The 26,745-nt window shown below is 32.8% G+C and carries 43 protein-coding genes; all 43 read left to right on the forward strand.

The annotated features are described in order from the left end of the window. The first annotated feature begins 248 nt into the window (after window positions 1–248). The 43 genes from rpsL to cwlD all read left to right on the forward strand — a co-directional run bounded on the left by rpsL (window position 249) and on the right by cwlD (window position 26,432). Window positions 249–671 carry a 30S ribosomal protein S12 gene (gene rpsL / locus KGF42_RS07410; RefSeq protein ID WP_227823193.1) on the forward strand — a complete coding sequence of 141 codons (423 nt, stop codon included), beginning with the start codon at window positions 249–251 and terminating at the stop codon, window positions 669–671. Between the two features lie 122 nt (window positions 672–793). After that, window positions 794–1,264 (forward strand): 30S ribosomal protein S7, encoded by a 471-nt coding sequence (gene rpsG / locus KGF42_RS07415; RefSeq protein WP_054274278.1) that lies wholly within the window; start codon window positions 794–796, stop codon window positions 1,262–1,264. 48 nt (window positions 1,265–1,312) lie between these two features. Beyond that, the gene (gene fusA, locus KGF42_RS07420) at window positions 1,313–3,379 is read left to right on the forward strand and encodes an elongation factor G (protein ID WP_003436178.1); all 2,067 of its coding nucleotides are present in this window, start codon (window positions 1,313–1,315) and stop codon (window positions 3,377–3,379) included. Between the two features lie 90 nt (window positions 3,380–3,469). Further along, on the forward strand, window positions 3,470–4,663 hold the full coding sequence (tuf, locus tag KGF42_RS07425) for an elongation factor Tu (RefSeq protein ID WP_009887863.1): 1,194 nt from the start codon (window positions 3,470–3,472) through the stop codon (window positions 4,661–4,663). A gap of 370 nt (window positions 4,664–5,033) precedes the next feature. Then, window positions 5,034–5,345: a 30S ribosomal protein S10 gene (gene rpsJ / locus KGF42_RS07430; RefSeq protein ID WP_003421175.1), complete on the forward strand. Its 312-nt coding sequence runs from the start codon at window positions 5,034–5,036 to the stop codon at window positions 5,343–5,345. Between the two features lie 91 nt (window positions 5,346–5,436). Continuing rightward, a complete protein-coding gene (rplC, locus tag KGF42_RS07435; protein WP_227823035.1) occupies window positions 5,437–6,066 on the forward strand; it encodes a 50S ribosomal protein L3 in 630 nt (209 codons plus the stop codon). Between the two features lie 29 nt (window positions 6,067–6,095). Next, on the forward strand, window positions 6,096–6,719 hold the full coding sequence (gene rplD / locus KGF42_RS07440) for a 50S ribosomal protein L4 (RefSeq protein ID WP_009887887.1): 624 nt from the start codon (window positions 6,096–6,098) through the stop codon (window positions 6,717–6,719). Then, window positions 6,719–7,009 carry a 50S ribosomal protein L23 gene (gene rplW, locus KGF42_RS07445; protein WP_054274701.1) on the forward strand — a complete coding sequence of 97 codons (291 nt, stop codon included), beginning with the start codon at window positions 6,719–6,721 and terminating at the stop codon, window positions 7,007–7,009. Before rplD ends, rplW begins: the two co-directional genes overlap by 1 nt. Before the next feature lie 29 nt (window positions 7,010–7,038). Then, complete coding sequence (rplB, locus tag KGF42_RS07450) at window positions 7,039–7,869, forward strand: 50S ribosomal protein L2 (RefSeq protein ID WP_003421168.1); 831 nt, start codon at window positions 7,039–7,041, stop codon at window positions 7,867–7,869. Between the two features lie 34 nt (window positions 7,870–7,903). Then, window positions 7,904–8,185: a 30S ribosomal protein S19 gene (rpsS, locus tag KGF42_RS07455; protein ID WP_003421166.1), complete on the forward strand. Its 282-nt coding sequence runs from the start codon at window positions 7,904–7,906 to the stop codon at window positions 8,183–8,185. Window positions 8,186–8,216: 31 nt separating this feature from the next. Further along, window positions 8,217–8,552 carry a 50S ribosomal protein L22 gene (gene rplV / locus KGF42_RS07460; RefSeq protein WP_009887891.1) on the forward strand — a complete coding sequence of 112 codons (336 nt, stop codon included), beginning with the start codon at window positions 8,217–8,219 and terminating at the stop codon, window positions 8,550–8,552. A gap of 22 nt (window positions 8,553–8,574) precedes the next feature. Next, window positions 8,575–9,393 (forward strand): 30S ribosomal protein S3, encoded by an 819-nt coding sequence (rpsC, locus tag KGF42_RS07465; RefSeq protein ID WP_227823034.1) that lies wholly within the window; start codon window positions 8,575–8,577, stop codon window positions 9,391–9,393. Between the two features lie 35 nt (window positions 9,394–9,428). Then, on the forward strand, window positions 9,429–9,860 hold the full coding sequence (gene rplP, locus KGF42_RS07470) for a 50S ribosomal protein L16 (RefSeq protein WP_003421160.1): 432 nt from the start codon (window positions 9,429–9,431) through the stop codon (window positions 9,858–9,860). Window position 9,861: 1 nt separating this feature from the next. Then, window positions 9,862–10,065 carry a 50S ribosomal protein L29 gene (gene rpmC, locus KGF42_RS07475; RefSeq protein ID WP_003421158.1) on the forward strand — a complete coding sequence of 68 codons (204 nt, stop codon included), beginning with the start codon at window positions 9,862–9,864 and terminating at the stop codon, window positions 10,063–10,065. Between the two features lie 23 nt (window positions 10,066–10,088). Beyond that, window positions 10,089–10,343 (forward strand): 30S ribosomal protein S17, encoded by a 255-nt coding sequence (rpsQ, locus tag KGF42_RS07480; RefSeq protein WP_003421156.1) that lies wholly within the window; start codon window positions 10,089–10,091, stop codon window positions 10,341–10,343. A gap of 25 nt (window positions 10,344–10,368) precedes the next feature. Next, the gene (gene rplN, locus KGF42_RS07485; RefSeq protein ID WP_003421155.1) at window positions 10,369–10,737 is read left to right on the forward strand and encodes a 50S ribosomal protein L14; all 369 of its coding nucleotides are present in this window, start codon (window positions 10,369–10,371) and stop codon (window positions 10,735–10,737) included. Window positions 10,738–10,760: 23 nt separating this feature from the next. Continuing rightward, entirely contained in the window at window positions 10,761–11,066 is a 306-nt protein-coding gene (gene rplX, locus KGF42_RS07490; RefSeq protein ID WP_227823036.1) for a 50S ribosomal protein L24, read from the forward strand. Between the two features lie 29 nt (window positions 11,067–11,095). Then, window positions 11,096–11,638: a 50S ribosomal protein L5 gene (gene rplE / locus KGF42_RS07495; protein WP_003421151.1), complete on the forward strand. Its 543-nt coding sequence runs from the start codon at window positions 11,096–11,098 to the stop codon at window positions 11,636–11,638. Between the two features lie 17 nt (window positions 11,639–11,655). Next, a complete protein-coding gene (locus tag KGF42_RS07500) occupies window positions 11,656–11,841 on the forward strand; it encodes a type Z 30S ribosomal protein S14 (RefSeq protein ID WP_003421149.1) in 186 nt (61 codons plus the stop codon). A 32-nt stretch (window positions 11,842–11,873) separates the two neighbouring features. Then, window positions 11,874–12,272, forward strand: a complete 399-nt coding sequence (rpsH, locus tag KGF42_RS07505; protein ID WP_054274703.1) for a 30S ribosomal protein S8 — start codon at window positions 11,874–11,876, stop codon at window positions 12,270–12,272. A 30-nt stretch (window positions 12,273–12,302) separates the two neighbouring features. After that, window positions 12,303–12,845 carry a 50S ribosomal protein L6 gene (gene rplF / locus KGF42_RS07510; protein ID WP_227823033.1) on the forward strand — a complete coding sequence of 181 codons (543 nt, stop codon included), beginning with the start codon at window positions 12,303–12,305 and terminating at the stop codon, window positions 12,843–12,845. A gap of 35 nt (window positions 12,846–12,880) precedes the next feature. Continuing rightward, window positions 12,881–13,249, forward strand: a complete 369-nt coding sequence (gene rplR, locus KGF42_RS07515; protein ID WP_003421141.1) for a 50S ribosomal protein L18 — start codon at window positions 12,881–12,883, stop codon at window positions 13,247–13,249. A gap of 20 nt (window positions 13,250–13,269) precedes the next feature. Further along, window positions 13,270–13,779 carry a 30S ribosomal protein S5 gene (gene rpsE, locus KGF42_RS07520; RefSeq protein ID WP_003421138.1) on the forward strand — a complete coding sequence of 170 codons (510 nt, stop codon included), beginning with the start codon at window positions 13,270–13,272 and terminating at the stop codon, window positions 13,777–13,779. Between the two features lie 14 nt (window positions 13,780–13,793). Beyond that, a complete protein-coding gene (gene rpmD / locus KGF42_RS07525; RefSeq protein ID WP_054274704.1) occupies window positions 13,794–13,979 on the forward strand; it encodes a 50S ribosomal protein L30 in 186 nt (61 codons plus the stop codon). 32 nt (window positions 13,980–14,011) lie between these two features. Continuing rightward, the gene (gene rplO, locus KGF42_RS07530; RefSeq protein ID WP_003421135.1) at window positions 14,012–14,455 is read left to right on the forward strand and encodes a 50S ribosomal protein L15; all 444 of its coding nucleotides are present in this window, start codon (window positions 14,012–14,014) and stop codon (window positions 14,453–14,455) included. Window positions 14,456–14,498: 43 nt separating this feature from the next. Beyond that, window positions 14,499–15,767 carry a preprotein translocase subunit SecY gene (gene secY, locus KGF42_RS07535; RefSeq protein ID WP_054274705.1) on the forward strand — a complete coding sequence of 423 codons (1,269 nt, stop codon included), beginning with the start codon at window positions 14,499–14,501 and terminating at the stop codon, window positions 15,765–15,767. Window positions 15,768–15,783: 16 nt separating this feature from the next. After that, a complete protein-coding gene (locus KGF42_RS07540) occupies window positions 15,784–16,434 on the forward strand; it encodes an adenylate kinase (protein WP_107595767.1) in 651 nt (216 codons plus the stop codon). Beyond that, entirely contained in the window at window positions 16,435–17,181 is a 747-nt protein-coding gene (gene map / locus KGF42_RS07545; RefSeq protein WP_227826054.1) for a type I methionyl aminopeptidase, read from the forward strand. 21 nt (window positions 17,182–17,202) lie between these two features. Beyond that, on the forward strand, window positions 17,203–17,472 hold the full coding sequence (locus KGF42_RS07550; RefSeq protein ID WP_227823031.1) for a KOW domain-containing protein: 270 nt from the start codon (window positions 17,203–17,205) through the stop codon (window positions 17,470–17,472). Window positions 17,473–17,509: 37 nt separating this feature from the next. Further along, on the forward strand, window positions 17,510–17,728 hold the full coding sequence (infA, locus tag KGF42_RS07555) for a translation initiation factor IF-1 (protein ID WP_003421127.1): 219 nt from the start codon (window positions 17,510–17,512) through the stop codon (window positions 17,726–17,728). Between the two features lie 35 nt (window positions 17,729–17,763). Then, window positions 17,764–17,877 (forward strand): 50S ribosomal protein L36, encoded by a 114-nt coding sequence (gene rpmJ / locus KGF42_RS07560; RefSeq protein ID WP_002509257.1) that lies wholly within the window; start codon window positions 17,764–17,766, stop codon window positions 17,875–17,877. A 152-nt stretch (window positions 17,878–18,029) separates the two neighbouring features. Continuing rightward, window positions 18,030–18,401, forward strand: a complete 372-nt coding sequence (rpsM, locus tag KGF42_RS07565) for a 30S ribosomal protein S13 (protein ID WP_003421125.1) — start codon at window positions 18,030–18,032, stop codon at window positions 18,399–18,401. A 35-nt stretch (window positions 18,402–18,436) separates the two neighbouring features. Further along, window positions 18,437–18,835: a 30S ribosomal protein S11 gene (gene rpsK, locus KGF42_RS07570; RefSeq protein WP_003421122.1), complete on the forward strand. Its 399-nt coding sequence runs from the start codon at window positions 18,437–18,439 to the stop codon at window positions 18,833–18,835. Between the two features lie 32 nt (window positions 18,836–18,867). Next, window positions 18,868–19,491, forward strand: a complete 624-nt coding sequence (rpsD, locus tag KGF42_RS07575) for a 30S ribosomal protein S4 (RefSeq protein ID WP_003421121.1) — start codon at window positions 18,868–18,870, stop codon at window positions 19,489–19,491. A 77-nt stretch (window positions 19,492–19,568) separates the two neighbouring features. After that, window positions 19,569–20,516 (forward strand): DNA-directed RNA polymerase subunit alpha, encoded by a 948-nt coding sequence (locus tag KGF42_RS07580; protein ID WP_054274708.1) that lies wholly within the window; start codon window positions 19,569–19,571, stop codon window positions 20,514–20,516. A gap of 20 nt (window positions 20,517–20,536) precedes the next feature. Then, the gene (gene rplQ / locus KGF42_RS07585; protein WP_003421117.1) at window positions 20,537–20,878 is read left to right on the forward strand and encodes a 50S ribosomal protein L17; all 342 of its coding nucleotides are present in this window, start codon (window positions 20,537–20,539) and stop codon (window positions 20,876–20,878) included. A 119-nt stretch (window positions 20,879–20,997) separates the two neighbouring features. Continuing rightward, the gene (locus KGF42_RS07590) at window positions 20,998–21,831 is read left to right on the forward strand and encodes an energy-coupling factor transporter ATPase (protein ID WP_227823029.1); all 834 of its coding nucleotides are present in this window, start codon (window positions 20,998–21,000) and stop codon (window positions 21,829–21,831) included. Next, a complete protein-coding gene (locus KGF42_RS07595) occupies window positions 21,819–22,685 on the forward strand; it encodes an energy-coupling factor transporter ATPase (protein WP_227823028.1) in 867 nt (288 codons plus the stop codon). The genes KGF42_RS07590 and KGF42_RS07595 overlap by 13 nt, the downstream gene beginning before the upstream one ends. Beyond that, on the forward strand, window positions 22,679–23,482 hold the full coding sequence (locus KGF42_RS07600; RefSeq protein ID WP_054274711.1) for an energy-coupling factor transporter transmembrane component T family protein: 804 nt from the start codon (window positions 22,679–22,681) through the stop codon (window positions 23,480–23,482). The genes KGF42_RS07595 and KGF42_RS07600 overlap by 7 nt, the downstream gene beginning before the upstream one ends. A 32-nt stretch (window positions 23,483–23,514) precedes the next feature. Then, window positions 23,515–24,246 (forward strand): tRNA pseudouridine(38-40) synthase TruA, encoded by a 732-nt coding sequence (truA, locus tag KGF42_RS07605; protein WP_054274712.1) that lies wholly within the window; start codon window positions 23,515–23,517, stop codon window positions 24,244–24,246. Between the two features lie 119 nt (window positions 24,247–24,365). Beyond that, complete coding sequence (rplM, locus tag KGF42_RS07610; RefSeq protein WP_003421107.1) at window positions 24,366–24,797, forward strand: 50S ribosomal protein L13; 432 nt, start codon at window positions 24,366–24,368, stop codon at window positions 24,795–24,797. A gap of 28 nt (window positions 24,798–24,825) precedes the next feature. Next, on the forward strand, window positions 24,826–25,218 hold the full coding sequence (gene rpsI / locus KGF42_RS07615) for a 30S ribosomal protein S9 (protein ID WP_003421105.1): 393 nt from the start codon (window positions 24,826–24,828) through the stop codon (window positions 25,216–25,218). Between the two features lie 509 nt (window positions 25,219–25,727). Next, window positions 25,728–26,432 (forward strand): N-acetylmuramoyl-L-alanine amidase CwlD, encoded by a 705-nt coding sequence (gene cwlD, locus KGF42_RS07620; protein WP_079740149.1) that lies wholly within the window; start codon window positions 25,728–25,730, stop codon window positions 26,430–26,432. The last annotated feature ends 313 nt before the right edge of the window (window positions 26,433–26,745 follow it).

Genomic DNA, 26,745 nt, shown 5'->3' on the forward strand with positions numbered 1-26,745 from the left:
GGTGTTAAAATAGTAAAGTGTGTTGTTTAAAAGTACACTAAGGGCTTGAATAAGCTCTTAGTTACTTTTAGATGGCAATAAATAAGAACTAAAAAGCATCAAGCTAGAAAAATGCTAATATCACATACTTATGTGTTATAGACATTAAATTGTAAGTAACAAATGTTACAATCAGTCAGTATGAATATTCATATTGATGTAGTTGGCGGTCACTGATAAGATCGAAAATTTGGAAGGAGGTGCAGATGATGCCAACAATTAACCAATTAGTTCGTAAAAGTAGAAAAGCGATAGAGAAGAAATCTACTGCTCCAGCATTACAAAAAGGTTACAACTCTTTAAATAAGAAAGTAACTGACGCTAGTGCCCCACAAAAAAGAGGGGTTTGTACTTCAGTAAAAACAGTTACTCCTAAGAAACCTAACTCAGCTTTAAGAAAAGTTGCCAGAGTTAGATTAACTAATGGTATAGAAGTTTCTGCGTATATACCAGGAGAAGGACACAACTTACAAGAGCATAGTGTTGTTCTTATAAGAGGCGGAAGAGTAAAAGACCTTCCAGGGGTTAGATACCATATACTAAGAGGTACTCTAGATACAGCAGGTGTTGATAAGAGAAGACAATCAAGATCTAAATACGGTGCTAAGAGACCTAAAGAAGCTAAAAAATAAAACAATTAATGATTGATTATAGTTCGGTGCTTTAAATATATATATATTTACGGCATCACGGCATTAAATGATTTATGTCGAGTACCTATGATTTAAGTTAAATAATTAAGGAGGGAAGCGAAATGCCAAGAAAAGGTAATGTTCCAAAAAGAGAAGTTTTACCAGATCCTATGTATGGGAGTAAGGTAGTTACTAAATTAATAAATAATTTAATGGTAGACGGAAAAAAAGGAAAGTCTCAAAGAATAGTTTATGATGCTTTCGCAATTGTGGCTGAAAAAACAGGAGAAGAAGCTTTAGAAGTATTTAATAAAGCAATGGATAATATAATGCCTGTTTTGGAAGTAAAAGCAAGAAGAGTTGGTGGAGCAAACTACCAAGTGCCAATCGAAGTTAGACCTGAAAGAAGACAAACATTAGGCTTAAGATGGCTAGTGAAATACACTAGAGCTCGTGGAGAAAAAGGAATGGTTGAAAAGCTAGCTAAAGAAATAATGGATGCAGCTAACAACACTGGAGCTTCAGTTAAGAAAAAAGAAGATACTCATAAAATGGCAGAAGCTAATAAAGCATTTGCTCATTACAGATGGTAGGATATATAGATATCTTATAAAATTGAGGATATCATAAGGAGGATAACCATGGCTAGAAAGTTTCCTTTGGAAAGAACTAGGAATATAGGAATCATGGCTCATATAGATGCAGGAAAAACTACTACTACAGAAAGAATCTTGTTTTATACTGGGCAAACTCATAAAATAGGAGAAACTCATGAAGGAGCTTCTCAAATGGACTGGATGGAGCAAGAAAAGGAAAGAGGTATAACAATAACTTCTGCCGCTACAACTGCTTCATGGAAAGACCATAGAATAAATATAATAGATACTCCTGGACACGTGGACTTCACAGTTGAAGTTGAAAGATCTTTAAGAGTTCTTGACGGTTCAGTTGCTGTATTCTGTGCAAAAGGTGGGGTTGAGCCTCAATCAGAGAATGTATGGAGACAAGCTGAAACTTATGGAGTACCTAGAATAGCTTTTGTAAACAAAATGGATATATTAGGTGCAGATTTCTACAATGTTGTAAGCATGATGAAATCTAGATTAAATTCTAATGCAGTTCCTATGCAATTACCAATAGGTAAAGAAGATTCATTTATAGGTATAATAGACTTATTAAAAATGGATGCTGTTATATACAAAGACGACTTAGGTGTTGAAATGGAAGAAACAGACATACCAGAAGATATGAAAGAATTAGCTGCTGAATGGAGAGAAAAATTAGTTGAATCAGTAGCTGAAACTGATGAAGAATTAATGATGAAATACCTTGAAGGTGAAGAACTTACTATAGATGAATTAAAAGTTGCTATAAGAAAAGCTACTATAGCTTGTGAAATGAACCCAGTTTTCTGTGGTACAGCTTATAGAAATAAAGGTGTTCAATTAGTAATAGATGCAGTTTTAGATTACTTACCAGCACCAACTGATATACCAGCTATAAAAGGTATATTAGCAGATGGAGAAGAAGCTGAAAGACATTCTTCTGATGAAGAACCATTCTCTGCATTAGCATTCAAAATAATGACTGACCCATTCGTTGGAAAATTAGCGTTCTTCAGAGTTTACTCTGGAACATTAGAATCTGGTTCTTATGTTTTAAATGCAACTAAGAATAAGAGAGAAAGAATTGGTCGTATATTACAAATGCATGCCAATACAAGAGAAGAAATAACTAAAGTTTATGCTGGAGATATAGCAGCAGCAGTAGGATTAAAAGATACTACTACTGGAGATACATTATGTGATCCTGCTAATCCAATAATACTTGAATCTATGGAATTCCCAGAGCCAGTTATATCTGTTGCTATAGAGCCAAGCTCTAAAGCAGCCCAAGAAAAAATGGGTATAGCTCTTCAAAAACTAGCTGAAGAAGACCCAACTTTCACAGTTAAGACTGACCAAGAAACAGGACAAACTATAATATCTGGTATGGGTGAGTTACACTTAGAGATAATAGTAGATAGATTATTGAGAGAATTTAAAGTAGAAGCTAAAGTTGGTGCACCACAAGTTGCATATAGAGAAACTATAACTCAACCAGTTGATGTTGAATACAAGTACTCTAAACAATCAGGTGGTAGAGGACAATACGGTCACGTTAAGATTAGAGTTGCTCCTCAAGAGCCAGGTGAAGGATACAAGTTCACAAACAAAACTGTTGGTGGATCTGTACCAAAAGAATATGTTGGTCCAGTTGATATGGGTATACAAGGAGCTATGCAATCTGGTATAGTTGCTGGATATCCAGTTGTAGACGTTGCTGTTGAGTTATATGATGGTTCTTACCATGAAGTTGACTCTTCTGAGATGGCGTTCAAGATGGCTGGTTCAATGGCATTTAAAGATGCTATGAAGAAAGGTAATGCAGTTCTTTTAGAGCCTTACTTTAAAGTTGAAGTTGTTACTCCAGAAGATTACATGGGAGATGTTATGGGTGACTTAAACTCAAGAAGAGGATTAATCCAAGGTATGGAAGCTAGAAGTGGTGCACAAGTTATAAATGCATTCGTTCCGCTTTCAGAAATGTTTGGATACTCAACAGACCTAAGATCTTCAACTCAAGGTCGTGCAACTTATACTATGATATTCGATCACTATGAGCAAGTTCCAGCTTCAGTTGCTAAGAAAATAGCTGAAGGAAAATAATTTAAAAATAATTAATAATATAAATATAAAAAATAATCAGCGAGATGAGATATATCTCATCTCGTACAAGATAAAGGGAGGAAATTCAAAATGGCTAAAGCTAAATACGAAAGAACAAAACCTCATGTTAATATAGGGACAATAGGACACGTTGACCACGGTAAAACTACATTAACAGCAGCAATAACAAAAACATTATATGACAGATACCAATTAGGAGAAGCAGTAGACTTTGCAAACATAGATAAAGCTCCAGAAGAAAGAGAAAGAGGAATCACAATATCAACAGCACACGTTGAGTATGAAACTCCAAACAGACACTATGCACACGTTGACTGCCCAGGACATGCTGACTACGTTAAGAACATGATAACAGGAGCAGCACAAATGGACGGAGCAATATTAGTTTGTTCAGCAACAGATGGACCAATGCCACAAACAAGAGAGCATATACTATTATCAAGACAAGTTGGTGTACCATATATAGTAGTATTCTTAAACAAATGTGACATGGTAGATGACGAAGAGTTATTAGAGTTAGTAGAAATGGAAGTAAGAGATTTATTAACAGAATATGATTTCCCAGGAGATGACACTCCAATAGTAAGAGGATCAGCATTAATGGCATTAGAAGATCCAAAGAGTGAGTGGGGAGATAAGATAGTAGAATTATTCGAGCAAATAGATGAGTATATACCAGCACCAGAGAGAGATACAGATAAGCCATTCTTAATGCCAGTAGAGGACGTATTCTCAATCACAGGAAGAGGAACAGTTGCAACAGGAAGAGTGGAAAGAGGAGTATTAAAAGTACAAGACGAAGTAGAGTTAGTAGGATTAACAGAAGCTCCAAGAAAAGTAGTAGTAACAGGAGTAGAGATGTTCAGAAAATTATTAGACCAAGCACAAGCAGGGGATAATATAGGAGCATTATTAAGAGGAGTACAAAGAAACGAAATAGAAAGAGGACAAGTACTAGCAAAAACTGGATCAGTAAAGGCACACACAAAGTTTACAGCAGAAGTATATGTACTTAAAAAAGAAGAGGGTGGAAGACATACACCATTCTTTGATGGATATAGACCACAATTCTATTTTAGAACAACAGACGTAACAGGAGCTTGTAAGTTACCAGAAGGAATAGAGATGGTAATGCCTGGAGATAACGTAACAATGGAAGTAGACTTAATAAACTCAATAGTTGTAGAAGAGGGATTAAGATTCTCAATAAGAGAAGGTGGAAGAACAGTAGCTTCAGGAGTTGTTGCTACAATAATAGAGTAATCTTTTACTAAACTAATGGATTTAATATAAAAAAAGAGGGGGTAACACCTCTCTTTTTTGTTTTTTGTTGACAAGTAGCGCTAAAGCATATATACTAAACTAGTGCCTTGAGGTAGATTAACAATCAGGCTTAAGGTTATGATGTTGTAAGAGAAAATAAAATTGAAAAAAACATAAAAAAAACTTGAAAAAAAGTAACAGATGATATAAAATATAATAGTGTGCTTGAGAGATTAAGAAAATGAAAATTAAGTCCTAGTGAAATACGAACTAGTATCGATTTAAAAGTTACAACACACCCGGAGCAGTGTATCGGTATTGGTTGTACGCAACTTGAAAATTAAACACGTGATAAAGGAGGGAAAACAAAATGGCTAAGAATGAAAAAATAAGAATAAGATTAAAATCATATGATCACAAATTATTAGATTTTTCAGCAGGGAAAATAGTTGAAACTGCTAAAAAGGCTGGATCACAAGTTTCAGGACCTGTGCCTCTACCAACAGAAAAACAAGTTGTAACTATATTAAGAGCTGTACATAAGTACAAAGACTCTAGAGAACAATTTGAAATAAGAACTCATAAAAGACTAATCGACATAGCTAATCCAACACCTAAGACAGTTGACTCATTAATGAGATTAGACTTACCAGCAGGTGTAGATATAGAAATAAAATTATAAGAACCCCTAAGATATTATCCTATAGATGATTATCTTAGAATGATTACTCTAAAAGATGTAATCCGCTGTAAGAATTATAGGAGGTGCTAATATGAAAGGAATATTAGGCAAAAAAGTTGGTATGACTCAAATATTCACTGATAAAGGTGTAGTTATACCTGTAACAGCTGTTGAAGCAGGACCTATGGTCGTTACTCAAATAAAAACAGTTGATAAAGATGGATACAATGCTATACAAATAGGTTTTGAAGATGCTAAAGAAAAAGCTTTAAACAAACCTAAAAAAGGACATTTAGCTGCTGCTAATGTTTTAAAGAAGCATTTAAAAGAATTCAGAGTAGATTCTGTAGAAGGATACACAGTAGGACAAGAAATAAAAGCTGATGTATTTGACGCAGGTACAAAAATAGATGTTACTGGAATAAGTAAAGGTAAGGGATTCCAAGGTCCAATAAAAAGACATGGACAAAGTAGAGGTCCTGAATCTCACGGTTCTAGATACCACAGAAGACCAGGTTCAATGGGAGCTTGTTCTTACCCAGGTAGAGTATTTAAAAATAAAAAATTAGCTGGACACATGGGAAGCGTAAAGGTAACAGTTCAAAACTTAGAGGTTGTTAAAGTAGATGCTGATAAGAACCTTATATTAGTTAAAGGAGCTATACCAGGAGCTAAAGGTTCAGTAGTAACTATAAAAGAAGCTATAAAGGTTTCTAAATAATGACTAACCTAAAGAAAGGAGGAATAACAATGCCAAAATTAAATGTACTAAATGTTAGTGGACAAAACGTTGGAGAAATAGAATTATCAGATTCTATATTTGGCGTAGAAGTTAATGGACATGTTTTATATGAAGTTGTAAAAAATCAATTAGCAAATAAGAGACAAGGAACTCAATCTGCTAAAACTAGAGCAGAAGTTAGAGGTGGCGGAAGAAAACCTTGGAAACAAAAAGGAACAGGTAGAGCAAGACAAGGTTCTACAAGATCTGTACAATGGGTAGGTGGAGGAGTTGCTTTTGCACCTAAACCAAGAAGCTACAAATATACATTACCTAAGAAGGTAAGAAGATTAGCTATGAAGAGTGCTTTATCTTCAAAAGTTCAAAATAGTGAAGTTATAGTATTAGATGCATTAAACATGGATGCTCCTAAAACTAAAGAATTTGCTCAAATATTAAATAATATAAATGCTGCTAAAAAAGCTTTAGTAGTTATAGCTGATAAGAATGATAACGTAATAAAATCAGCTAGAAATATAGAAGGTGTTCAAACTGCATTAGTTAATACTATGAATGTATATGATATATTAAAATATGATTCATTTATAATAACTACAGATGCTGTTAAAAAAGTGGAGGAGGTGTACGCATAATGACTAATCCACATGATATAATAATAAGACCAGTTGTAACTGAGCACAGTATGGCTGAAATGGGTGAAAAAAAATATACTTTTGTTGTGGCTAAAGATGCGAACAAAACTGAAATAAAAAAAGCAGTAGAAAAAGTATTCGGAGTTAGTGTTGACAAAGTAAATACTTTAAATTACGATGGAAAAGTTAAAAGAATGGGTAGAACTCAAGGAAGAACAGCAAGCTTTAAGAAAGCAGTAGTTAAATTAACTGCTGATAGTAAAGAAATAGAATTCTTCCAAGGAATGTAGTATTATAACAAACGAAGGAGGGAAAACAGATGGCTATAAAAAAGTTTAGACCAACTTCTCCTGCCTTAAGACAAATGACAGTTTTAGTTTCTGATGAAATAACATGTAATCAACCAGAAAAATCTCTTTTAGTTAATTTAAAGAAAAATGCTGGTAGAAATGTACATGGTAGAATAACTGTTCGTCATAGAGGTGGAGGACAAAAAAGAAAATATAGAATAATAGATTTTAAAAGAGATAAAGATGGTATACCTGCTAAGGTTGCTACTATAGAATATGATCCAAACAGAACTGCAAATATCGCATTATTGAACTATGCTGATGGAGAAAAAAGATATATATTAGCTCCAGTTGGAATTAATGTTGGAGATACTATATTATCAGGATTAGGTGCTGATATAAAACCAGGAAACTGTTTAGCATTAAAAGATATGCCAGTTGGTACTATCATTCATAATATAGAATTAAAGCCAGGAAAAGGAGCTCAATTAGTTAGATCTGCTGGAGTTTCTGCACAATTAATGGCTAAAGAAGGAAAAAATGCTTTATTAAGATTACCATCAGGTGAGATGAGATTAGTAAGTATAAACTGTAAAGCTACTATAGGACAAGTTGGAAATATAGAGCATGGTAACGTAGTTATTGGTAAAGCAGGTAGAAAAAGACATATGGGAATAAGACCTACTGTAAGAGGTTCTGTAATGAACCCTAATGACCATCCACACGGTGGAGGGGAAGGTAGATCTCCAATAGGTAGACCATCTCCTGTTACTCCATGGGGTAAACCAGCTCTTGGATACAAAACTAGAAAGAAAAATAAAGCTTCAAATAAACTAATAGTATCAAGAAGAACTAAGTAGTAAATTTATTTTTGCTCGGAAAGGAGGAATATAAATGTCAAGATCAACTAAAAAAGGGCCTTTTGTCCATGCAAGACTTTTAAAGAAGATAGAAGCTATGAATGCTAGTGGAAATAAAGAAGTTATAAAAACTTGGTCAAGATCTTCAACTGTGTTTCCACAAATGGTAGAAAATACTATAGCTGTTCATGATGGAAGAAAACATGTTCCAGTATATATAACAGAAGATATGGTTGGACATAAATTAGGTGAGTTCGTTCCTACTAGAACTTTCAAAGGACATAAGGATGACGAAAAATCTAATAAGAGAAAATAATTAAATTATGACTAAGAAAGGAGGAATAACAATGGAAGCAAAAGCTACTGCTAAATACGTACGTGTATCACCAAGAAAAGCAGGCCAAATATGTGACCTTGTTAGAGGAAAGAATGTTGATGAAGCATTAGCAATATTAAAGTTTACTCCAAGAGGAGCAGCTTCAATAATAGCTAAAGTTGTAAAATCAGCTAAAGCTAACGCAGAAAACAATCACGAAATGGATACTGAAAAATTATATATAGCATCAATAGTTGCTAATCAAGGGCCAACAATGAAGAGATTTATGCCTAGAGCTATGGGTCGTGCAACTACAATAAGAAAAAGAACTTCTCATATAGAGGTTGTTGTTAAAGAGAAGAAATAATTAATAGATAGGAGGGAAAGTAATGGGTCAAAAGGTTAATCCACACGGCTTAAGGGTCGGTGTTATAAAAGATTGGGACTCAAGATGGTTCGCTACTGATAAAAAAGAGTTCGGAAACTTATTATTAGAAGACCATAATATACGTAAATTCTTAAAGAAAAGATTATACTCAGCTGGAGTTGCTAAGATAGAAATAGAAAGATCAGCTAACAAAATAAAAATGGACTTACACGTTGCTAAGCCGGGTGTAGTTATAGGAAGAGCTGGTGCAGGAATCGAAGCATTAAAAGTTGAATTAGAAAAAATGACAAAGAAAACTATAATAGTTAATATAGTAGAAGTAAGAAGTACAGACAAAAACGCTCAATTAGTAGCTGAAAATATAGCTTTAGCTATAGAGAGAAGGGTTGCTTTCAGAAGAGCAATGAAACAAGCTATACAAAGAGCAATGAAATCTGGTGCTAAAGGGATAAAAGTTTCTGCTTCAGGAAGATTAGGTGGAGCTGAGATGGCTAGAACTGAAGGTTATAGTGAAGGAAATGTACCACTACAAACGTTAAGAGCAGATATAGATTATGGTTTCGCTGAAGCTGATACAACTTATGGAAAAATCGGTATAAAAGTTTGGGTATGTAATGGTGAAGTTTTACCAACTAGAGACGGTGTAAATCCAAGAGAAGAAAGCAGAAAAAACGATAGAAGAGACAACAAGAGAGATAATAGAAGAAACGATAGAAGAGGAAATGACAGAAGAGGAAATGATAACAGAGGAAACTACAGAGGACAACAAAGACCTCAAGGTGGATCAAGACCTCAAAGAACTGAAAACAAAGGAAATTAATAATAGTTAGGTTCAAGGAAGGAGGAAAAATACTCATGTTAATGCCAAAAAGAGTAAAGCGTCGTAGAGTTCATAGAGGAAGCATGGCTGGGCAAGCTCATAAGGGTAATAAAGTTACTTATGGTGAGTTTGGATTAGTAGCATTAGAAGCTTCTTGGATAACTTCTAATCAAATAGAAGCTGCCAGAATCGCGATGACTAGATATATAAAAAGAGGGGGAAAGGTTTGGATAAAAATATTCCCTCATAAACCAGTAACAAGAAAACCAGCAGAGACTCGTATGGGTGCAGGGAAAGGTTCTCCAGAATATTGGGTAGCTGTAGTTAAGCCAGGAAGAGTTATGTTTGAATTAGCAGGTGTTTCTGAAGATAAAGCAAGAGAAGCTATGAGACTTGCTGCACATAAATTACCAATTAAATGTAAATTTGTTAAAAAAGAAGATTTAGAAGTAAAGGGTGGTGAATAGGATGAAAGCTAAAGAATTAAGAGATTTAACAAGCGAAGAGCTAATGAACAAATTAAACGACTTCAAAAGTGAATTATTTAGCTTAAGATTCCAATTAGCTACTGGTCAATTAGAAAATACAGCTAGAATAAAGTTTGTTAAGAAGGATATAGCAAAAGTTAAAACTGTTCTTGCTGAAAGAAAGTTATACGAAACTAGAGCTTAATTTGGAAAGGAGGCTTTTTAAACATGGAAAGAGGAAGAAGAAAAGTTAGAATAGGCCGTGTTGTTAGTGATAAGATGGATAAAACAATAGTAGTAGCTGTTGAAGAATTCGTACGTCATCCACTATATAATAAACGTGTTAAGAGAACTAAGAAATTCAAGGCTCATGATGAAAAGAATATATGTAACATCGGAGATAGAGTTAAAATAATGGAAACTAGACCATTATCTAAAGATAAGAGATTCAGACTAGTTGAAGTTGTTGAGAAAGTTAAGTAGTTTTTGAAGAAGGAGGGATTACGATATGATACAACAAGAATCACGTCTAAGAGTTGCTGATAACTCAGGAGCTAAAGAACTTTTATGTATACGTGTTCTAGGCGGAAGTAAAAGAAGATATGGTAACATAGGCGACGTTATAGTTGCTACTGTTAAAAGTGCAACACCTGGTGGAGTTGTAAAAAAAGGTAAGGTTGTTAAAGCTGTTATAGTAAGAAGCAAACAAGGCGTAAGACGTAATGACGGAAGCTATATATCTTTTGATGAAAATGCTGCTGTTATAATAAAGGACGATAAAACTCCAGTAGGAACTCGTATATTCGGGCCTGTTGCTAGAGAGTTAAGAGATAATGAATTCATGAAAATAGTTTCTCTTGCTCCAGAAGTACTATAATTAAGGAGGTGCAATAGGACATGATGCGTGTTAAAAAAGGTGACACTGTTGTAGTTATAGCAGGTAAAGATAAAGGTAAAAAAGGTTCAGTTTTAAAGGTATACCCTAAAGCTGATAAAGTATTAGTTGAAGGTGTAAATGTAATAACTAAACATCAAAAACCAAGTGCTATGAACCAACAAGGTGGAATAATAAATAAAGAAGCCCCAATACACATATCTAATGTAATGCCATTTGATTCTGAAACAGGAAAAGGCGTTAGAGTAAGATATGAAGTAAAAGATGGGAACAAAGTAAGAGTATCAGCAAAGAGCGGAAAAGAATTATAATAAATATTGCTTGAAAGGAGGGACCTTAAATGGCTTCTAGATTACAAGAAAAATACATGAAAGAAGTTGCTCCTGCTTTAATGGAGAAATTTGGATATAAAAACGTAATGGAGATACCTAAGTTAAATAAAATAGTTATTAACATGGGTATAGGTGATGCTAGAGAAAATCCAAAAGGATTAGAAAAAGGCGTTGAAGAATTAGAAATAATATCAGGACAAAAGCCTGTTATAACTAAAGCTAGAAAATCTGTTGCTAACTTCAAATTAAGAGAAGGAATGCCAATAGGAACAAAAGTTACATTAAGAGCTGACAAAATGTTCTACTTTATGGACAAATTAGTTTCAGTTTCTTTACCAAGAGTTAGAGACTTTAGAGGAGTTAACCCTAATGCTTTTGATGGTAGAGGAAACTATGCTTTAGGAGTTAAAGAACAATTAATATTCCCTGAAATAGAATATGATAAAATAGATAAAGTAAGAGGAATGGATATAATATTTGTTACTACAGCAAAAACTGACGAAGAAGCTCGTGAATTATTAAAATTATTAGGAATGCCATTTTCTAAGTAAGCAAAGGAGGGATTCCCGTGGCTAGAAAAGCGATGGTTGTTAAACAACAAAGAAAGCAAAAGTACGCAACTAGAGAATACACTAGATGTACTATATGCGGAAGACCGCATTCAGTTTTGAAAAAATTTGGTATATGCCGTATATGCTTTAGAGAATTAGCTTATAAAGGTCAAATACCTGGTGTTAGAAAAGCAAGCTGGTAGAAGCTTGATTAGAATGGAAGGAGGGCAACAAAATGACAATGACAGATCCAATTGCAGATATGCTTACTCGTATAAGAAATGCTAATGTTGTTAAGCATGAAACTGTAGATGTTCCAGCTTCTAATATGAAGAAAGAGTTAGCTAGAATCTTATTAGAAGAAGGTTTCATAAGAGGTTATGATGTTATAGAAGATGGAAAACAAGGTATCATAAGAATACAATTAAAGTACGGACAAGAAGGCGAAAGAGTTATAACAGGTCTTAAGAAAATATCTAAGCCTGGTATGAGAGTTTACGCTGCTAACCATGAGATACCAAAAGTATTAAACGGATTAGGAATATCAGTAATATCTACTTCAAAAGGAATATTAACTGACAAGCAAGCTAGAAAAGCAAATGTTGGTGGAGAAGTAATCTGCTACGTTTGGTAATCAATTTGAACAATGTAAGGAGGTGCGACCATGTCAAGAATAGGTGTTAAGCCAATAATAATACCAGCAGGTGTTGAAGTTGCTATAGCTGAAGGAAATTTAGTTACAGTAAAAGGTCCAAAAGGAACTTTAACTAAACAATTAAGTGCTGAGTTAAACATAAAAAAAGAAGAAAATACAATAATGGTTGAAAGACCAACTAATAATAAAAAACATAGATCTTTACACGGACTAACTAGAACTTTATTAGATAATATGGTTGTAGGTGTAAATACTGGTTTCGAAAAGAAATTAGAATTAAAAGGTGTTGGATATAGAGCTCAAAAACAAGGAAAGAAATTAGTTATGAACTTAGGTTTCTCTCATCCAGTTGAGATGGAAGATCCAGAAGGAATAACTGTTGAAGCTCCAAACCAAACAGAGTTAATAGTAAAAGGTATAGACAAGCAATTAGTAGGGAACTATGCTGCTAAGATAAGAGCTTGGAGAAAACCAGAGCCATACAAAGGTAAAGGTATAAAATACGTTGATGAAGTAATCAGACGTAAAGAAGGAAAAACTGGTAAAAAATAATACCAAAACTTAAACGCTAGAAAGGAGTGAGCTAGGTGTTAAAAAAGGCTGATAAAAATGCTAATAGACTTCAAAGACATAAGAGAGTTCGTAGAAAAATAAGCGGTACTTCTCAAAGACCAAGATTATGTGTATTTAGAAGTGCTAACAATATATATGCTCAAATAATAGATGACACAAAAAGAGTAACTCTAGTTGCTGCATCTTCTTTAGAAGCAGAAGTTAAGAGTGCTGTCAATCATACAGGAAACAAGGAAGCAGCTAAGAAAGTTGGAGAATTAGTTGCTAAAAAAGCTGTTGAAAAAGGAATCACTGAAGTTGTATTTGACAGAGGTGGATACTTATATCATGGAAGAATTCAAGAATTAGCTGAAGGTGCTAGAGAAGCTGGTCTTAAGTTCTAATACGAAGGAGGGAAAAATACATGCTACGTCGTAAGCCGATAGATGCAGGACAACTTGACTTACAAGAAAAGGTTGTTGAAGTAAGACGTGTTACTAAGGTTGTAAAAGGTGGTAGAAACTTCAGATTTGCAGCATTAGTAGTTGTTGGAGATGAAAACGGACACGTTGGTATAGGTGCTGGGAAAGCAATGGAAGTACCAGATGCTATAAAAAAAGCAGTTGAAGATGCTAAGAAAAATCTAATAGTAGTGCCAATAGTTGGGACTACAATTCCTCACGAAGTACGCGGACACTTTGGTGCTGGAAATATATTAATAATGCCTGCTGTAGAAGGTACAGGAGTAATAGCTGGGGGACCTGCTAGAGCCGTACTTGAGCTAGCTGGACTAAAAGACGTTAGAGCTAAATCTTTAGGGTCTAACAATCCAAGAAATATGGTAAATGCTACAATAGAAGGACTTAATTCTCTAAAAACAGTTGAAGATATAGCTAAACTTAGAGGTAAAAAAGTTGAAGAACTTCTAGGGTAAGGAGGTAGTGTAAAATGGCTAAATTACAAATAAAGTTAGTTAGAAGTGTTATAGGAACTACTCCTAACCAAAAAAAGAATGTTGAAGCGTTAGGATTAAGAAAAAGAGAACAAGTTGTTATAAAAGAAGACAATGCTCAAACAAGAGGTATGATAAGTAAAGTAAGTCACTTATTAGAAGTAACTGAAATAGCTGAATAATTTTTATAAAGTAGTGCAAGGAGGTGCAATCCATGAAGTTACATGAGTTAAAACCTGCTGAAGGTGCAGTAAGAGCTAAGAGAAGATTAGGTAGAGGTACTGCGACTGGACAAGGTAAAACTGCAGGACGTGGACAAAAAGGTCAATGGTCTCGTTCTGGTGGTGGAGTAAGAGTAGGATTTGAAGGTGGACAAATGCCACTGGCTAGAAGACTTCCTAAGAGAGGTTTCAATAACATATTTAAGAAAGTTTACACAGAAGTTAATGTTGAAGTTTTAAATAGATTTGAAAATGGAACAGAAATAACTGCAGAATTATTAAAATCTACTAAAACTATAAGCAAAATAGGTAAAGACGGAATTAAAATCTTAGGTGAAGGTAATTTAGAGAAAGCTTTAACTGTTAAAGCTGCTAAATTTACAGCTTCAGCTCAAGAAAAAATAGAAAAAGCTGGTGGAAAAGCAGAGTTAGTATAATAACCTGCTAATCTCCTAGCCAGTACAGGCGGGGTGAATTAGCGTGCTGTCAAAATTAAAACAAGCTTGGAAGATTAAAGCAGTAAGAAAAAAAGTAATGTATACACTTATGATGATCGTGATATTCAGAATAGGTACTACTATACCAGTTCCAGGCATAGACACTAGTATTATACAAAAGATGGTAGGCGGCAATAGTCTACTTTCTCTGTATAATATGTTTACTGGTGGAGCATTTAGTAACTTTTCATTATTTGCTTTAGGTATAAGTCCATATATCACTGCATCAATCATAATACAACTTCTAACAGTAGGTTTTGAAAGTTTAGCAGAACTTCAAAAATCTGGTGAAGAAGGAAAGAAAAAAATCAATAAGTACACTAAATATACAGCACTAGCTCTAGCAGTTGTACAAGCTTTGGGAATTACATTAGGAATTGTAAGAAGTGCTTTAATATCAAATAGTGTGTTTTTTATCACAACTGTTGTAATAACATTAGTTTCAGCAAGTATGTTAGTAATGTGGATTGGGGACAAAATTACTGAAAAAGGAATCGGTAATGGTAGTTCAGTAATAATATTTGCAGGTATAATATCAAGAATACCTACAGATGTTATTAAAATCGCGCAACAAGTTAAATCTGGTCAAGTTGCACCTTGGGTTATAGTAGTTTTAGCTGTAGTTATATTACTTACAGTAACAGGAGTTACATTTATACAAGAAGCAACTAGAAAGATACCTGTACAATATGCTAAAAGAGTTGTTGGAAGAAAAATGTATGGAGGACAAAGTTCTCATATACCAATGAAAGTTAACCAGTCAGGAGTTATGCCTATAATTTTTGCGAGTTCACTTTTAGCTTTTCCTCAAACAATAGCTATGTTTATGGGGCCAAATGCTCAAGCTTTTGTTCAAAAATACTTAAGTATGGCAACAGAACAAGGATTTTGGACATACAGATCAATTGAGATTCTACTTATAATTTTCTTCTCATATTTTTATACAACTGTATCATTTAATACAGAAGACATATCTAAAAATATGAAAAATAATGGTGGATTTATACCAGGTATAAGACCAGGTGAACCTACTATGGATTATTTAAATAGAATTTTAACTAGATTAACTTTAGCTGGAGCGACTTTCTTAGCAATAATTGCTATGGTGCCAGCTCTTACAACACATTATATGAAAGTAAATATGAGTCTAGCTGGGACTTCATTACTAATCGTTGTTGGAGTTGCTTTGGAGCTTAAGAGACAGTTAGAGTCAAACTTAGTTATGAGAAGCTATCAAGGTTTCTTAAAATAAAATGGAGATGGATAATATGAGAATAATATTACTTGGACCTCCAGGTGCTGGTAAAGGTACTCAGGCGGCAGGAATAGTAGAAAAATACAATATACCTCATATATCAACAGGAGATATATTCAGAAAGAATATAAAAGAGGGAACAGAACTTGGAAAAAAAGCAAAAGAATACATGGACCAAGGTTTATTAGTACCAGATGAGTTAACTGTAGGTTTAGTTACTGATAGAATATCTCAAGAAGATTGTAAAAATGGATTTATGTTAGATGGATTTCCAAGAAATGTAGCACAAGGAGAACATTTAGATGTATTCTTGAAAAATGCTGGCATATCACTAGATAAAGTTGTTAATATTGAAGTTGATAAGAGCATACTAGTATCTAGAGCAGTTGGTAGAAGAATATGTAAGTCTTGTGGAGCTACTTACCATGTTGAGTTTAATCCTCCTAAAGTAAAAGGCGTATGTGATGTGTGCCAAGGGGAATTATATCAAAGAGCTGATGATAATGAAGAAACTGTATCTAAGAGAATACAAGTTTATCTAGATGAAACTAAACCTTTAGTAGATTATTATAGCAAACAAGGTATAATAGCAGATATAAAAGGTGACCAAGCAATAGATAAAGTATTTGAAGATATTGTTGCAGCTTTAGGAAGTGGAAAATAAATGATTATCTTGAAATCAAAAAAAGAAATAGAACTTTTAAGAGAAGCAGGTAAAATAGTTGCTGATACTCATGAAGTTTTAAGAAAAGCTATTTCTGCGGGAATATCTACTTTAGAATTAGATAAAATAGCTGAAGAGAATATAAGAAAATACAATGCAGAACCTTCTTTTAAAGGCTATGGAGGTTTTCCGGGAAGTATATGTGCTTCTATCAATAGAGAAGTAGTACATGGGATTCCAGGAGAAACCATATTAAAAGAAGGAGACATTGTAAGTTTGGATATAGGAGCCTATTATAAAGGATATCATGGTGATTCTGCCAAAACTCACGGAGTAGGCATGATATCTGAAGAAGATAGGAAATTGATAGAAGTAACTAGAGAAAGCTTCTATGAAGGAATAAAATTTGCTAAATTAGGATATAGACTTTCAGATATCTCACACGCAGTACAAACACACGTTGAGAAACATGGTTTCTCAGTAGTTAGGGATTTAGTGGGGCATGGAGTTGGAGCAAATCTTCATGAAGATCCACAAGTACCTAATTATGGACTCCCAGGAAAAGGACCAAGACTTAGAGAAGGAATGGTTATTGCTATAGAGCCGATGGTTAATGCAGGTCGTTATCATGTAAAGACTCTATCAGATGGGTGGACGACTGTTACAATAGATGGAAAAAAATCAGCTCATTATGAGCATACGATAGCAATTACTGAACATGAACCTTTGATATTGACAAAGTTGTAATTTAAAAAGTAGGTGAAAAAAGTGCTATCAGATAATTTAAGTATAGGTCAAGTTGTTAAAGTTTCATTAGGACGAGATAAAGGAAATTTATTTTTCGTAGTCAAAATAGTTAATAATGAATATGTATTAATAGCTGATGGAAAGAAAAGAAAACTTGACAAACCTAAGTTAAAGAAAGTGAAGCACTTAAAAAAATATAATTTTATTAATGATGAAGTTAGAAAAAGGGTAGTATCTGGACAAGAGATTACAGATTCTTTTTTAAGAGCTGAACTTACTAAGTTAAGTTAGATAATTTAACTTATTGAAATGGAGGGCTGGTTAGTTAATGGCCAAAAAAGATGTTATAGAATTAGAAGGTACAGTTTCAGAAGCTTTACCTAATGCTATGTTTAAAGTTAAATTAGAAAATGGACATGAGATATTATGCCACATTTCTGGAAAGCTAAGAATGAACTTCATAAGAATTCTTGAAGGTGATAAGGTGAATGTTGAACTTTCTCCATATGACCTTACAAGAGGAAGAATTACTTGGCGTAAGAAGTAGACTATATTAATATTTAGTCTAAGGAGGGATTAATAATGAAGGTTAGACCATCAGTAAAACCAATATGTGAAAAATGTAAAGTAATAAAAAGAAAAGGAAAAGTAATGGTTATCTGTGAAAATCCAAAGCATAAGCAAAAGCAAGGATAAGAAATTATTACTAGCATTTTGTTAAATTTTATAGTATAATACTATATTGTGATGTTAACAAAAGAACGTTAAAATCGTTGAACAATCTGGCGTAGGATTGGCATATGATGTGAAGTTTTAAACACTAAAAACTATGTGTAGGAGGTGCGATCATGGCAAGAATAGCTGGGGTAGATTTACCTAGAGAAAAAAGAGCGGAGATAGGCTTAACTTATATATATGGTATAGGTAAAGCGACTGCTAACGAAATATTAGCTAAGGCTGAGATAAATCCAGATACTAGAATAAAAGATTTATCAGAAGATCAAGTTAATGAGTTAAGAAAAGTTATAGATGACGATTTCTTAGTTGAAGGTGACTTAAGAAGAGAAATTGCTTTAAACATAAAGAGATTAAGAGATATAAAATGTTATAGAGGAATAAGACATGCTAAAGGTCTTCCATTAAGAGGACAAAGAACTAAGACTAATGCTAGAACTAGAAAAGGTCCTAGAAAAACAGTATCTCGTAAAAAGAAAAAATAAATAAATAATAACTAGATGAAGGAGGGAAAAGGAAAATGGCTAAACCAAAAAAGAAAGTTACACGTATTAGAAGAAGAGAACGTAAAAATATAGAACGTGGTCATGCTCATATACAATCAACTTTCAATAATACAATAATAACTTTAACTGACGTTCACGGAAATGCTATATCTTGGGCAAGTTCTGGACAATTAGGATTCAAAGGATCAAGAAAATCAACTCCATTTGCATCTCAAATGGCTGCTGAAACAGCTGCAAAAGCTGCGATGGAACACGGACTAAAAAGTGTTGAGGTATTCGTAAAGGGTCCAGGTTCAGGAAGAGAAGCTGCAATAAGAGCTTTACAAGCAACTGGACTAGAAGTAACTATGATAAAAGACGTTACTCCAATCCCACATAACGGATGCAGACCACCAAAGAGAAGAAGAGTGTAATTAATAAGAGTACAAATAGGAGGTGTAGATAAATGGCAAGATATACAGGTGCATCATGTAGACAATGCCGTAGAGAGGGAATGAAATTATTCCTTAAAGGTGATAGATGTTATACAGATAAATGTGCTATAGTAAAAAGAAACTATGCTCCAGGTCAACATGGCCAAGGAAGAAAGAAAGTTTCTAACTATGGATTACAATTAAGAGAAAAACAAAAAGTTAAGAGAATATATGGAGTTTTAGAGACTCAATTTAGAAATTTATATGAACGTGCTGAAAACATGCCTGGTAAAGCAGGTGAGAACTTATTAAGTTTATTAGAGAGAAGATTAGATAATGTAGTTTACAGAATGGGACTAGCATCTTCTAGAAAAGAAGCTAGACAATTAGTGACTCATGGTCATTTCACTTTAAATGGAAATAAAGTAGACATACCTTCATTAATAGTTAAGGTAGGAGATGTTATAGAAGTTAAAGAGAAATCAAGATCTTCTGCAAAATTCAAAAATTTGGTAGAAGTTAACTCAAGAATAGCTCCTAAATGGTTAGAAGCTAATGTAGAAGGAATGACAGCAAAAGTAGTTGGTGTTCCAACAAGAGAAGATATAGATCTTGAGATAGCAGAGCACTTAATCATAGAACTTTACTCTAAATAATAAGCACACTTTTAAAAATTATTTTAAAATTTTGTTTACCCTCAGTGGATTACTGAATTTTAAGGAGGGTTTTGTCCATGATAGAAATAGAAAAGCCAAAAGTAGATATAGTTGAGCTTAGCGAAGACTATAGATATGGTAAGTTTGTTATAGAGCCTCTAGAAAGAGGATATGGAATAACTATAGGTAACGCACTAAGAAGAATATTATTATCATCATTACCAGGTGTAGCAGTAAATGCTATAAAAATAGATGGAGTTCTTCATGAATTCTCTACAATACCTGGTGTTAAGGAAGATGTTACTGAGATAATATTAACTTTAAAAGAGCTTTCAGCAACTATAGATGGTGAAGGAAGTAGAACACTTAAAATAGAAGCTCAAGGACCATGCTCTATCACAGGTTCAGATATAATCTGTCCTCCAGATGTTGAAATATTAAGTAAAGATTTAGCAATAGCTACATTAGATGATAATGCTAAACTTAATATGGAGATATTTGTAGATAAAGGTAGAGGTTATGTTTCTGCTGAAGAAAATAAAACAGAGAATGTTCCAATAGGTGTTTTACCTGTGGATTCAATATATACTCCTGTTGAGAAAGTTAGTTATCATGTAGAAAACACAAGAGTTGGTCAAAAAACAGATTATGACAAATTAGTACTAGAAGTTTGGACTAATGGTAGTATAAATCCTCAAGAGGGTATATCATTAGCTGCAAAGGTATTAGTTGAGCATTTAAACTTATTTATAGACTTAACTGAACATGTAAGTAGTGTTGAAATCATGGTAGAAAAAGAAGAAGATCAAAAAGAAAAAGTTCTTGAAATGACTATAGAAGAATTAGATTTATCAGTTAGATCATATAACTGTTTAAAGAGAGCGGGAATTAACACAGTTGAAGAATTAGCTAATAAATCTGAAGATGATATGATGAAGGTTAGAAACCTAGGTAAGAAGTCATTAGAAGAGGTAATACAAAAACTAGAAGAACTTGGATTAGGATTAAAACCAAGTGAAGAATAGCGAGCAAAGGAGGGATAAGAATGGCTAAGTACCGTAAATTAGGACGTGAAACAGCTCACAGAAACCTTATGTTAAGAAACTTAGTAACTTGCTTACTAAGAAGTGGAAGAATAGAAACTACAGTAACTAGAGCGAAAGAAACTCGTAGAATGGCTGAAAAGATGATAACTCTTGCTAAAAGAGGAGATCTTCATGCTAGAAGACAAGTTTTAGCTTATGTTATGGATGAAACAGTAGTTAATAACTTATTCACAGATTTAGCTCCAAAATATGCTGAGAGAAATGGTGGATACACTAGAATAATAAAAATAGGGCCAAGAAAAGGCGATGCTGCTGAAATGGCTTTTATAGAATTAGTATAGTAAGGAAAGGATTAGGCTTGATGGCTTAATCTTTTTTTTATTTTTTTGACCAAGGTATGATATAATAATGTGTAAAATGATTTTTATAAGTTATTGCTTACTAAAAGGAGTATGAATTAATGGATAATATAGTAAAGGTAAATAATATTTCGTTTGAGTATATTACAGATGAAGCAAAACTTAAAGCAATAGATAATTTAAGCCTAGATGTTAAAAAAGGAGAATTTGTTGCGATAATAGGACATAATGGTTCTGGTAAGTCTACTTTATCTAAAAATTTAAATGCTATTCTTATGCCTACTGAAGGAAATATTATTATTGATGGTATGGATACTAAAGAAGAAGAAAGATTATGGGATATAAGACAAACTGCAGGGATGGTGTTTCAAAATCCAGACAATCAAATAGTTGCTACAATAGTAGAAGAAGATGTTGCATTTGGACCTGAGAACTTAGGTATAGAGCCAAAAGAAATAAGACGTATTGTAGAAGAGTCTTTAAAGAGTGTAGGTATGTATGATTTAAGAGATAGACAACCTCACTTGTTATCAGGTGGTCAAAAGCAAAGAGTTGCAATAGCAGGAATTATTGCTATGAGGCCTAAATGTATAATATTCGATGAAGCAACCGCAATGTTAGACCCATCTGGAAGAAAAGAAGTTATGAAAACAATAAAAAGACTTAATAAGGAAGAAAATGTAACTGTTATACATATAACACACTTTATGGAGGAAGCAGTAGAGGCTGATAGAGTTGTCGTTATGGAAAAAGGGAAGAAAATCTTAGAGGGAACTCCTAGAAAAGTATTCAGTAAAATAAAGATGTTAAAGGAAATCGGTTTAGATGTACCTTGCATGACAGAATTATCTAGTTTATTGATAGAAGAAGGTATGAATATTGGTAGTGATATATTAACTGTGGATGAGATGGTGATGGAATTATGTCAATTATAGTAAAGAACTTAACACATATATATAATGAAGGAATGCCTTTTGCAAGTAAGGCACTTGATGATATTTCTTTTGAGATTAAAGATAGAGATTTTGTTGGTCTTATAGGTCATACAGGGTCAGGAAAATCTACATTAATACAACATTTAAATGGATTATTAAAACCTTCCTCAGGAGAAATATTTATAAATGATTTTAATATAACAGATAAAAATTTGAACCTAACTGATATTAGAAAAAGAGTGGGTGTCGTATTTCAATATCCAGAATACCAATTGTTTGAAGAAACGATTGATAAAGATATAGCCTTTGGACCCACTAATTTGGGCTTAGAGGAGTCTGAAATACATGACAGGGTAAAAGCATCAATGGAAGCTGTAGGGCTTGATTATGAGGAATTTAAAGATAAATCTCCTTTTGAATTATCTGGAGGTCAAAAACGTAGAGTAGCGATTGCTGGAGTTATAGCTATGAACCCAGAAGTTCTTATATTGGACGAACCAACTGCTGGTCTTGACCCTGGAGGAAGAGATGAAATCTTTAACTTAATAAAAAGCTTACATGAAAAAAATAATATGACTATAATACTATCATCACATAGTATGGATGATATGGCAAAGTTAGCAAAAACTTTAATTGTTATGAATCATGGTAAAGTAGAATTTATGGGAACTCCTAGAGAAGTATTTAAATCAAATGCTAATAAATTGAAGGAAATAGGATTAGATATCCCGCAAGTCTTAGAGCTTGCATTGAAATTGAGAGAAAAAGGTTTTGACATTAGAGAAGACATATTGACTTTAGAGGAAGCAAAACAGGAAATATTAAAAGTTGTGAGAGGACGAGGATTATGTTAAAAGATATAACTATAGGGCAATACTACCCAACGAGTTCTGCTATTCATAAATTAGATCCAAGGATAAAACTTGTAGGAACAATTGTATTTATGGTATCTATATTTGTAGTAAATAAATTTTGGCCTTATATAGTGGTTTTATTATGTTTATTATGTATGATAAAATTAGCTAATATACCAGTTAAATATATTGTTAAAGGTGTGAAACCTCTTAAGTGGATTATTTTGTTTACATTTCTTATAAATATTTTTTTCTTACCAGGTGATGAGATATGGTCATTTGGATTTTTAGCTATTACAAGACAGGGTTTAAGACAAGCAATTTTTATGGCAATAAGATTAATATTTTTAGTAATTGGTACATCATTACTTACTTTAACAACTTCACCAATAGAATTAACTGATGGAATAGAGAGATTACTGAATCCATTTAAAAAAATTGGTTTGCCAGTTCATGAACTTGCAATGATGATGACGATTGCTTTACGTTTTATTCCTACATTGTTAGATGAGACAGATAAAATAATGAAGGCTCAGATGTCTAGAGGTGCAGACTTTGAAAGTAAGAATCTTATAAATAGAGCAAAGAATCTAGTACCACTTTTGGTGCCTTTATTTGTGAGTGCATTTAGAAGGGCTGATGAATTGGCTATGGCTATGGAAGCCAGATGCTATAGAGGTGGACATAATAGAACTAAAATGAGAGAGTCTGTTATAGCAAGAGGAGATTATATGGCATGTGTATTTCAGGTTATCTATCTAGGAGCAATTATAGCTACTAGATTTATAGCAATCTAATTAAGATGTTATAGATATAAATGAGGTAAAATATGAGAAATATAAAAATTACAATCCAATATAATGGTAGAAATTATTGTGGATGGCAAAAGCAACCTGATTCTTTAGGAATACAGGGTACAATTGAAAAAGCTATATATGATATAACAAAAGAAGAAGTTAAACTTGTAGGGTCAGGTAGAACTGATTCAGGAGTTCATGCTCTTGGTCAAACTGCAAATTTTAAACTTAGTTCAGGCATAAGTGTAGAAAGTATACCAATGGCATTAAACTCTAAACTGCCAAAAGACATATCAGTTATAAAAGCCTGTGAAGTAAATGATGATTTTCATTCAAGATATAGTGCAAAGGGTAAAACATATAAATATTTAATATATAATAGCAAGTTTAGAAATCCAATACTTAGTGATATATCATATCAAGTAAAATATAAACTTGATTTTGATAAAATGTGTTTGGAATCAAGAAGTTTGTTAGGCACACATGACTTTAAAGGATTTATGAGTTCTGGTTCATCTGTAAAAGATACAGTTAGAACGATATATGATATTGATATAAATAAAAAAGATGATTTGATTACTTTGGAGATTAGTGGTAATGGTTTTTTGTATAACATGGTGAGAATTATTGTTGGGACACTTGTTGATATAGGTCGTGGTAAAATCAATGAGCCATTTTTGGATATAATACAATCAAAAACTAGGTCAAAATGTGGACATACAGCTCCAGCACAAGGATTATTTCTTAAAAAAGTTCATTATTAACTTGACACACCAGGCCACATGTATTAAAATATATGAGAATGTGTTAATAAGTCCACTTGCCCCGGACTTGACATAAACGGTAAAAAAATTTTATGAAAAGTAGTTAAGGAGGGACAGTTATGAAAAGTTATATAGCTAAGCCAGCTGATGTACAAAGAAAATGGTACTTAGTTGATGCTGAAGGAAAAACATTAGGTCGTTTAGCAACAGAAATTGCGACAGTATTGAGAGGTAAACATAAACCAACATTTACTCCTCACGTTGATGGTGGAGATTTTGTTGTTGTAGTAAATGCAGAAAAAATAGTTTTAAGTGGTAAGAAATTAGATCAAAAATACTACAGATACCATACTGGTTATGTAGGTGGATTAAAAGAAATATCTTACAGAGATATGATGGATAAAAAACCAGAAGAAGTTATATCACATGCTGTAAGTGGTATGTTACCTAAAAACAAATTAAGAAGCAGAATGATGACTAGATTAAGAGTATTTGCAGGTGCTGAACACACTCATGCAGCTCAAAATCCAGAAGTTTTAAACTTTAAGTAAGATTAATAGGTGAAAGGAGGAGTTTATAATGGCTAACGTTCAATATTATGGAACTGGAAGAAGAAAAAGTTCTGTTGCTAGAGTAAGACTAGTTGCAGGTGAAGGAAATATATTAGTAAATGGAAGAGCATTAGAAAATTATTTTAACTATGAGACATTAATAAGAGATGTTAAACAACCATTAGTTTTAACTGGTAATGAAAATAAATATGATGTTATAGTAAAAGTTGAAGGTGGAGGATTCACTGGACAAGCTGGAGCTATAAGACATGGTATATCTAGAGCTTTATTAAAAGCTGATTTAGATTTAAGACCTGCTTTAAAGAAAGAAGGTTTCTTAACTAGAGATGCAAGAATGAAGGAAAGAAAGAAATACGGATTAAAAGCAGCAAGAAGAGCTCCACAGTTCTCAAAAAGATAATTACTTATTTTTGGGGAAAAACAAAATCCTTTATTTACTGTCATTCAGAAAGTATTGGTATGTTAAAAATGTTGGGTTAAGTTAATGATTGATATACAATAAAATAATAAGATATCTTATTAGGATGCTTTTCAGTAAGAAGAGCATCCTTTTTTATTTTAACTATTTAATAAAAGATATATGCCAATAACGTTCAAACTGTATATTAATAAAAGAAGATGGTTTGAAAATTTATATAAGGTATAGCTGAAAGTATTATGTAACAATAAAAATTCTAAATATACATATTATAGTCTATAATATAAATTAGATATAATCTATTATGTAGTATTTAATGTTAGATAAATATAGCGAATTAAAAAGGGATACGAATATAGCACCATTACACAATAATATATATTAATACTAATAAATAAAGGTATATAAATATTAGAATAAAATTTATATGTTTGTACTAATATCTGGAATATTATAGTGTTTTTATAAGTATACATATACAGGGTGATGTTGTGAGAAAGTACATAAAACATATAATTTTTAGTTTTGTTATGGTATGTCTAGTAGTAGTATCCATATTTGAAGTTAAAAATATTTCTGAAGATGTTATCAAGTACATGCCAGTAACAAACAAAACGATAATTCTCGATGCTGGTCATGGAGGAATTGATCCAGGTGCATTAAACAAGGATAAGAGCACATCTGAAAAAGATATTAACCTAGCAATAACACTTAAGCTTAGAGAGCTTATAGAGTCAAGTGGGGGTCTTGTAATATTAACTCGAGAGGATGACAGTAGTCTTTATAAAGAAGAGGGTAATAAAACTACAAGGCAAAAATATAATGAAAATTTGAAAAATAGAAAAGAAATAATATCTAATTCTAATGCCAATATGTTTGTCTCTATACATCTCAATGCATTTGAACAATCAAAATACTATGGGGCTCAAACTTTTTATCCTAAAGATAAGCAAGATAGTAAAGAATTATCAAAATGTATTCAAGAAGAACTTAAAAGAGTGGTAGATAAGACAAACAACAGAGAAGTCAAACCAAGAGATGATATATATCTTTTGAAAGAAAATGATATTCCATCAGTATTAATAGAGTGTGGATTTTTATCAAATGATAAAGAGTGTAAGCTTTTAACTGATGAAACATATCAAGAAAAAATAGCATGGGCAATATACATAGGAATACAAAAATATTTGAGCTGAAATAACTATAAAAATAGGTCTGAATATGTAAATAGCTTGTATTAAAGCAATTAAAATGCATTAATATAGGCTATTTTTGTTTTGACAAAAAAATATTTAAAATAAAAGTTAAAAAATTGTTGACTTCGAATAATATAGATGATATTATATATGAGTGCCCAAAAGGAGCACTAAAATAAGACAAAAGAACTTTGAAAATTAAACAGTAGGTTAATTTATAAACAAGAAACAAACCATAAAGCCAGATATTTTGATAACAATAGTATCTGAGCCTGATAAACTTTTATTTGAGAGTTTGATCCTGGCTCAGGAT

It is taken from the genome of Clostridioides sp. ZZV15-6383, assembly GCF_020657735.1.
Lineage (GTDB): Bacteria > Bacillota > Clostridia > Peptostreptococcales > Peptostreptococcaceae > Clostridioides > Clostridioides difficile_D.